This window comes from Peptoniphilus indolicus ATCC 29427, assembly GCF_000227315.1.
Lineage (GTDB): Bacteria > Bacillota > Clostridia > Tissierellales > Peptoniphilaceae > Peptoniphilus > Peptoniphilus indolicus.
Map to the genome: position 1 here is coordinate 57,130 of NZ_JH165063.1, position 8,434 is coordinate 65,563.

The 8,434-nt window shown below is 33.2% G+C and carries 7 protein-coding genes; all 7 read left to right on the top strand.

Annotation, left to right across the window (positions count from 1 at the left end; genetic code table 11):
* Positions 1 to 152: 152 nt before the first annotated feature.
* Genes HMPREF9129_RS06970 through yihA form a run of 7 tightly spaced genes read left to right on the top strand, consistent with a single transcriptional unit; the run spans position 153 to position 8,289 of the window.
* Positions 153 to 1,847, top strand: a complete 1,695-nt coding sequence (locus HMPREF9129_RS06970; protein ID WP_004821914.1) for a proline--tRNA ligase — start codon at positions 153 to 155, stop codon at positions 1,845 to 1,847.
* Positions 1,848 to 1,853: 6 nt separating this feature from the next.
* Positions 1,854 to 2,069 (top strand): YdbC family protein, encoded by a 216-nt coding sequence (locus HMPREF9129_RS06975; protein ID WP_004821916.1) that lies wholly within the window; start codon positions 1,854 to 1,856, stop codon positions 2,067 to 2,069.
* 60 nt (positions 2,070 to 2,129) lie between these two features.
* Positions 2,130 to 3,458, top strand: a complete 1,329-nt coding sequence (tig, locus tag HMPREF9129_RS06980; protein WP_004821918.1) for a trigger factor — start codon at positions 2,130 to 2,132, stop codon at positions 3,456 to 3,458.
* A gap of 29 nt (positions 3,459 to 3,487) precedes the next feature.
* A complete protein-coding gene (gene clpP / locus HMPREF9129_RS06985) occupies positions 3,488 to 4,072 on the top strand; it encodes an ATP-dependent Clp endopeptidase proteolytic subunit ClpP (protein WP_004821921.1) in 585 nt (194 codons plus the stop codon).
* An 8-nt stretch (positions 4,073 to 4,080) separates the two neighbouring features.
* Positions 4,081 to 5,319: an ATP-dependent Clp protease ATP-binding subunit ClpX gene (gene clpX, locus HMPREF9129_RS06990; protein ID WP_004821922.1), complete on the top strand. Its 1,239-nt coding sequence runs from the start codon at positions 4,081 to 4,083 to the stop codon at positions 5,317 to 5,319.
* A gap of 44 nt (positions 5,320 to 5,363) precedes the next feature.
* Positions 5,364 to 7,688: an endopeptidase La gene (lon, locus tag HMPREF9129_RS06995; RefSeq protein WP_004821924.1), complete on the top strand. Its 2,325-nt coding sequence runs from the start codon at positions 5,364 to 5,366 to the stop codon at positions 7,686 to 7,688.
* Entirely contained in the window at positions 7,678 to 8,289 is a 612-nt protein-coding gene (gene yihA / locus HMPREF9129_RS07000; protein WP_040552771.1) for a ribosome biogenesis GTP-binding protein YihA/YsxC, read from the top strand. The genes lon and yihA overlap by 11 nt, the downstream gene beginning before the upstream one ends.
* Positions 8,290 to 8,434: the final 145 nt, after the last annotated feature.

The following is an 8,434-nucleotide window of genomic DNA, read 5'->3' on the forward strand; positions in this document are numbered from 1 at the left end:
TTGTTCTACCATTGTACATAATTTTTTAAAGAAAAACAATAAATTTTTGAATAAAAATGAAAATTTATATATAGATTGGCTAAATTACTTGAATTAGACTTATTTTAATAATATAATTATATGGCAAATTGTAAGAGGAATTGGAGGAATTTATGAAACTTTCTAAATTATATATGCCAACCCTTAGGGAAGCACCTCAAGATGCGGAAATAGCATCTCATAAATTGTTGTTAAGAGGAGCTTTTATTCGAAAATCTGCAAGTGGAATATATTCATACTTGCCTTTAGGATATAGAGTGGTAAGAAAGATTGAAAATATTGTAAGAGAAGAAATGGACAGAGCGGGAAGTCAAGAGATACTAATGTCTGCAATACAACCCAAAGAAATTTGGGAAGCATCAGGCAGATGGGATAGATTTGGCCCTGAGATGTTTAAATTAAAAGATAGACATGAAAGGGAGTTTTGTCTTGGACCGACTGCTGAAGAGTATTTTACAACTCTAATAAAGGACGAAGTAAAATCTTACAAGCAACTTCCTCTAAATTTATATCAAATACAGACAAAGTATAGAGATGAAAAGAGACCTAGATTTGGAGTTAATAGAGCGAGAGAATTTAGTATGAAGGATGCTTATTCTTTTGATATTGATCCTGAGGGAATGAAAAAGTCTTATCAAGAAATGTATGATGCATATGAAAAGATATTTGACAGAATAGGACTTGAATATGTTGTTGTTGAAGGCGACAATGGAGCCATGGGAGGAAACCAATCTCATGAATTTATAGCTCTTGCAGACACTGGAGAAGGTGTAATTGCTTATGGTACTGGATATGCAGCAACTGCTGAAAAGGCAAAAGTAGTTTATCCCGAAGTTCCAGATGAAGAGGCAAGAGAGCTTGAAGAAGTTCATACACCTAATACTAAGACTATAGAAGAAGTTTCAAGCTATCTTGGTGAAGAAAAATCAAGATGTTTAAAGGCTGTTGATTTTATGGTTCAAGAAAAACCTGTAGTAGTTTTTATACCTGGAGATAGAGAAATCAACATGGCAAAACTTGAAGGTTACTTGGGCGTTCCTGAACATGAAATAGAAGCGATGAATGATGAACAAATAAAGAGCATAGGAAGTGTGCAAGGATTTACCGGACCTATGGGAATAGATGCAAGACTTATTTTTGATTCATCTGTTGCAAGACTTCACAATTTAATAGTTGGAGCTAATAAGGAAGATTACCATATAAAGAATGCAAACTACGGAAGAGACTTCGAAGGGGAAATTGCTGAAGACTTACTTGAAGTAAAAGAAGGCGATTTAATTGAAGGAACTAATGAAGAATATAAATTTAGACGTGGGGTTGAAGTAGGAAATATATTCCAACTTGGAACTAAGTATTCTGAATCTATAGGAGCAACTTATTTAGATCAAAATGGAAAAGAACAAATCATTTGGATGGGTTCTTATGGTGTTGGAGTAACTAGAACTGTAGCGGCAGTAGTTGAGCAGTTTAATGATGATGACGGAATTATCTGGCCTATATCAGTTGCACCATATCACGTTATAATCACTGTGATGAAGGCAAATGATGAAACTCAAATGGCATTAGGGGAAGAAATTTATAACGAATTGATTTCTAAAGGATATGAAGTTTTACTTGATGACAGGAATGAAAGACCTGGAGTTAAGTTTAAAGATAGAGACCTTATAGGTATTCCTCTAAGAATAACAGTTGGTAAAAAAGCTGACGAAAAAATAGTGGAATATTCTACAAGAAGAGAAAAAAATAATGTTGAAATTGAATTAGGTGAACTTTATAGTAAAATAGAAGTTGACTTTAAAAATAATTGAGGTAATATGGCAGAATTTAAATTTGAAATAACCAGACATGTTGCAACTCTATCAACAAAGAGTAATGGATGGACAAAAGAGCTAAATATGGTTTCATGGAATGAACGTGCTCCCAAATACGATATAAGGGAATGGGACCCAGAGCACATTAAAATGAGCAAGGGAATTACATTTGATGAAGCTGAATTTAATGAGTTAGTTGAAGCAATTAAGAATATATAAAATTAGACTATCTTTTACCAATATGGTATAATGGATTAATTATCATTTACGGAGGATGAAATGACAGATATTAAGAGAGAAAATAACACAGTAAAGTTTGAAATGGTGTTGAAAGCTGAAGAAGTTAAAATCGCCGAAGATACAGTTTTTAAGAAAAATAGAAAGTATTTCCAAGTTCCTGGATTTAGAAAAGGAAAAGTGCCAAGAAAAATAATCGAAAATGTTTATGGCAAAGAAGTATTTTTAGAAGATGCTATCAATGAAATTTTACCTAAGAAATATGAAGAAACTATTGAAGAATTAAAGCTTGAAGTTGTAGACCAGCCGCATGTAAATATTGAAGAAGCTCACTCAGGTGAAGATATTAAAGTTGAAATTTCAGTAGATGTAAAACCTGAAGTTAAAATCGAAGGATATAAAGGGATAGAAGTTGAAGATGTTAAATATGAAGTTACTGAAGAACTTTTAAATGCTGAAATTGACCAACAAAGAAGTCTTAATGCAAGAGTTCTGAACATTGATGATAGAGCAGCTGAAGAAGGAGATAAGGTAAATATCGATTTTGTAGGTAAAGTTGATGGAGAAGAATTTGAAGGTGGAGCTGGAGAAAACCAAGATCTAGTTTTGGGGTCAAATACTTTTATTCCGGGATTTGAAAAACAAATAGAAGGACATAATATTGATGATGAATTTGATGTCAATGTAACTTTCCCGGAAGATTATTTTTCTGAAGATTTAAAGGGAAAAGAAGCTGTATTCTCAGTTAGATTAAATTCAATCTCAAAAGAAGAACTTCCTGAATTAGATGATGAATTCATTAAAGATATTTCAGAATTTGATACAGTTGAAGAATACAAAAATGATTTAAGAGAAAAGAAAGTTAAGCAATTTGAAGAGAGATCAATTGCAGAAAAGAAAGAAGCTATATCTAAGAAATTAGTTGAAATTGTTGAAGTAGACGTTCCAAAGGGAATGGTTGACGCTCAAATCAATACTCAGATGCAAAACTTTGATCAAAATTTACGTAGCCAAGGAATGAACCTTGAAGACTACTTAGGAATGATTGGTGTTGAAGTTAAAGATTTTGCTGAAAACTTAAGAGAAGATGCTCTTAAGCAAGTTAAAAGTGCATTAGCTCTTGAAAAAGTTGCTGAACTTGAAGGTATTGTACCGACTGATGAAGATGTAGATGCTGAAATTGAGAATATAGTAAACCTGTATTTCAAAGATAATGAAGAACAAAAAACAAAAATGAGAGAGTATATGAATGGTTCAAATAGAGAATCCATAAAAGAAGACCTTATGAACAAAAAGACTCTTGATTATTTATATGAGAATGCTAAATTTATAGAACCTGCCGAAGAAACTGATTCTGAAGAGGATAAATAATTTATAAAAGAGAAAAGAAAGGTGATTAAATGGCATTAGTGCCTATGGTAGTTGAGCAAACTGGACGAGGGGAAAGAAGCTACGATATTTATTCAAGATTATTAAAAGAAAGAATAATATTTTTAACAGGCGAGATAAACGACCAAGTAGCAGACCTTGTAGTTGCACAATTATTGTTTTTAGAAGCAGAAGATAATACTAAGGATATTCAAATATATATAAACAGCCCGGGGGGGTCTGTGAGTGCGGGGTTTGCAATCTATGACACTATGCAATATATAAAGTGTGATGTTTCCACAATATGTATGGGTATGGCAGCATCTATGGGAGCATTTCTTTTAATAGCTGGCACAAAGGGGAAGAGATTTGCGCTACCTAATGCAGATATAATGATTCACCAACCTTTGGGAGGAGCTCAAGGACAAGCGACAGACATAAAGATTCAAGCTGAAAAAATTTTAAAAGTAAGAGAACGATTAAATAAAATACTTTCAGAGAGAACCGGTCAACCGTTGGATAAGATAGAGTTAGATACAGACAGAGACTATTATTTAACAGCAGATGAAGCTCTTGAGTACGGTATAATCGATAAAGTAATTGAGAAGAGAAACTGAGGTGTTAAATGGCAAAAGGTACTTTAAATAAAGAGGATGAAATTGCCAGATGTTCTTTTTGTGGTAAAGCGTATAATCAGGTTGACAGACTTATTGCAGGACCAAATGTATACATTTGTAATGAATGCATAGACCTTTGTGAAGAAATTTTAAATGAAGAACAAAAAGAACTTTTAAACACAGAGTTTGATTTGAAAAAACCTGCAGAAATAAAAAACGTGCTTGATCAATATGTTATAAAGCAAGAAAAAGCAAAGAGATCATTAGCGGTGGCTGTATATAATCACTATAAGAGAATTTCAACGCATAGAGATAAAGATGATGTTGAGCTACAAAAATCTAATATTCTAATGGTTGGGCCAACCGGTAGTGGTAAGACTCTTCTGGCTCAAACTTTAGCTAAGGTATTAAATGTTCCGTTTGCAATTGCAGATGCGACAACTCTTACTGAAGCGGGCTATGTTGGTGAAGATGTAGAGAACATCATTTTAAAGTTAGTTCAAGCTGCAGATTATGATATAGAAAAAGCTGAAAAGGGAATAATTTACATTGATGAAATAGACAAGATAGCTAGAAAAGCTGAAAATGTATCTATAACAAGAGATGTAAGTGGAGAGGGTGTACAACAAGCTCTATTGAAAATAATAGAGGGCACAGTAGCTAATGTACCTCCACAAGGCGGAAGAAAGCACCCTAATCAGGAATTTATACAAGTTGATACAACCAACATATTATTTATAGTTGGGGGAGCATTTGACGGAATAGATAGTATCATTGAGTCCAGAACTGAAAAATCTTCTATGGGATTTGGAAGTGAATTAACTGATAAAAATCGTGACAGAGGACTACTTCTAAAGGATGTAAGGACAGAGGACTTTTTAAAATTTGGTTTGATACCTGAGCTTATAGGTCGTCTACCTATAACAGTTACTTTAGAACAGTTGGATGAAGATGCTCTGATTGAAATTTTAACTCAACCTAAAAATGCACTCGTCAAACAATATAAAGCATTGTTAAAGCTTGATGATGTAGAATTAGAGTTTGAGGATGAAGCTCTTAAGTATATTGCAAAGTCTGCAATAGAAAAAAAGGCTGGAGCAAGAGGTCTTAGAAGTATAATAGAAAATACTATAATGGATATAATGTATGAAATACCATCTCGAGATGATGTTGAGAAGGTAATTATAACAAAGGATTCGGTTAGTGGAGACAAGAGTCCAGAGTTAATTTTAAAGAATGTAAATTAATTAGGGGCTCACTTAGTGAGTCCTATTTTATAGTAGGTGATAATTTGAGTGAAAATAAAAAAGTGCCTTTAATAGCATTGAGGGATTTAGTCGTTTTTCCAAGGATGGTAACACACTTTGATTGCGGAAGACAAAAGAGTATAGCGGCAGTAGAGGCTGCTGAAATAAACGGCTCATATGTTTTATTGGTAGCACAAAAAGATTCTGCAGTATTGGAACCAAAGAGAGAAGATTTATTTGATTATGGAACTTTAGCCGCAATAAAACAAATTTTAAAACTTCCGGGAGGAGTAGTCAGAGTTCTCGTTGAAGGAGTAAAGAGAGCTAAAATAGAAGAATTTTTTATTGGGGATTTCTTTTATGAAGCCGCAGTTGAAGAGATAAAATATGAAAGTAATGAAGACGACAATCAAGAAGTTTTAGCGGCTATGAGACTCATTGAAGAAGATTTAGAAAATTATACTGAATTGGACTCAAGGCTTATACCAGGTCTTTTGCAGTCCGTTGTAGATTCATCATCTCCAGAATCTTTAGTAGACACATCAGCAGCGTATATAAATTTAGATTTAGAAAAGAGTCAGGACCTTTTAGAAACATTGGACCCATTTGAAAGGCTTACTAAGTTTCATGGAATTTTAAAAAGAGAAATAGAATTGCTCTCTATTGAAAGAAAAATTGACAAACAAGTTAAATCTAATATGAATAAAGTTCAAAGAGAGTATTATTTAAAAGAACAGTTAAAAGTAATACACAAAGAACTTGGCGACAATGCAGAAGAAGATACACTTCTTGAGTACGAAGAAAAGATTGAAGATACAGATTTACCTGACTACGTTAGAGAAAAAGCGCTTAAAGAAGTTAGCAGACTTTCTAAGTTAAATCCTTCTTCACCGGAGTATTCAGTAATTTTAACTTATTTAGATTGGATATTAGAATTACCATGGAATGAATCTTCAGCAGATACAGTTGAGTTGAGTAAAGTTAGAGAAATATTAGATTCTGAGCACTATGGACTAAAAGATGTAAAAGAAAGAATTTTAGAATTTATGGCAGTTAGAAATTTAACAGAAAGTTCTAAAGGTCCAATATTGTGTTTAGTAGGTCCTCCGGGAGTTGGAAAAACTTCCATAGCTTCTTCAATAGCAAATTCTCTATCTAAGGAATTTGTAAGGATGAGTCTTGGAGGTATAACCGATGAAGCTGAGATAAGAGGTCATAGAAGAACTTATATCGGCGCTCTACCCGGAAGAGTTATAAGCTTAATGAAAAAAGCAGAAGAGAATAATCCTGTGTTTTTATTAGATGAGATAGATAAAGTTGGAAGTGATTTTAAAGGGGATCCTGCAAGTGGACTACTTGAAGTTCTTGATCCGGAACAAAACAATACTTTTACAGATAGATATTTAGAACTTCCTTTTGATTTATCGAAAGTTTTCTTTATAGCAACTGCTAACTCAACTTCTACAATACCAAGACCACTTTTAGATAGAATGGAAGTAATCAGATTAAGCGGATATACACCACAAGAAAAATTTCAAATAGCTAAGAGATACTTGCTGCCTAAGCAGATAAAAGAGAATGGACTAAAGAAATCTCAAATTAAATTTACAGACAAGGCAATCGAAGACATCATAAATTATTACACAAGAGAAGCTGGAGTTAGAGGCCTTGAAAAAGAAATTGCCAAATGTATTAGAAAAGCTGTTTTGAGAATAGTAGAAGAAAATAAAAAATCTCTATCTGTTACAGAAAATAACTTAAATCAATATTTAGGAGAAAAGAAATTTCTATTTGATTTAGTTCAAGAAAAAAATAGAGTGGGAGTTGTAAATGGACTTGCTTGGACTGAAGTTGGTGGAGAGACTCTTGAAATTGAATCTACAGTTATGGACGGTTCAGGGAAATTGATGTTGACAGGTAAACTAGGGGATGTCATGAAAGAATCGGCAAATGCTGCGATTTCTTATATAGCAAGTAATGCAGAAACTTTAAATGTAGACTCTGAGTTTAGAAAAAAATCAGACATTCACATTCACGTTCCGGAAGGAGCAGTTCCAAAAGATGGACCATCAGCAGGAGTTGCAATGTTTAGTTCTGTGCTTTCAAGTTTAACAGGTCGAAAGATTAAATCAGATGTTGCGATGACAGGCGAGATAACATTGACCGGAAGAGTTTTGCCTATAGGCGGTTTAAAAGAAAAACTCTTAGCGGCTGAGAGAATGGGAATCAAGAAAGTTTTAATACCAAGAGAAAACGAGAGAGATTTAAAAGAGATTGATGAAAATATTGTAAATAAGCTTGAAATTGTAACTTTAAATGAAGCTAATGAAGCAATAGAACACATCTTTGGAGGAAATGATGAAAACTGATGACGCACGTTTAGAACAAGTTGCTGTAAAAAGAGAACAGTATCCGGAACCTGATGTATATGAGTTTGCATTTGCAGGGAGGTCTAATGTTGGGAAGTCATCATTTATAAATGCAATGCTTGGGAGGAAGAACCTTGCGAGGACTTCTTCCTCTCCAGGTAAGACAAGAACTATAAATTTTTATAGAGTTTCAGATTTAAGACTTGTGGACTTGCCGGGATATGGCTATGCGAAAGTTTCTAAGACTGAAAGAAATTCTTGGGCTGGAGTTATAAATACTTATCTTGAAAACAGAGAGAATTTATTAGAAGTATTGTTGTTAGTTGATATTAGGCATGAACCTTCAGAATTGGATAAAGCTATGTATGATTATCTAATTGCAAATGGACATTCAGGTCTTGTAATTGCAACTAAGGCAGATAAAATTTCACGTGGACAATACCAAAATCATATTGCAAAGATACAAAAGAAGTTGGGAATAAAAAATAGAGATAATATAATTCCATTTTCTTCTGTAGATAAAAAAATGGTTGATGAAATGTGGGATATTTTTGAAGATATAGTTGGATTTTATGACGGAAGTGAAGAGGATGAGCTCTAATTACGAAGAACTGTTAAATGAATCGGTTGAAAAACTTACAAATAAGTGTATATTTTCTGCAATAACAGCTCTAGTGAAAACTCAAATTACAATTTAGTTGATAATTATTTATACATCTTACAGTATTTACATACATATATAAATT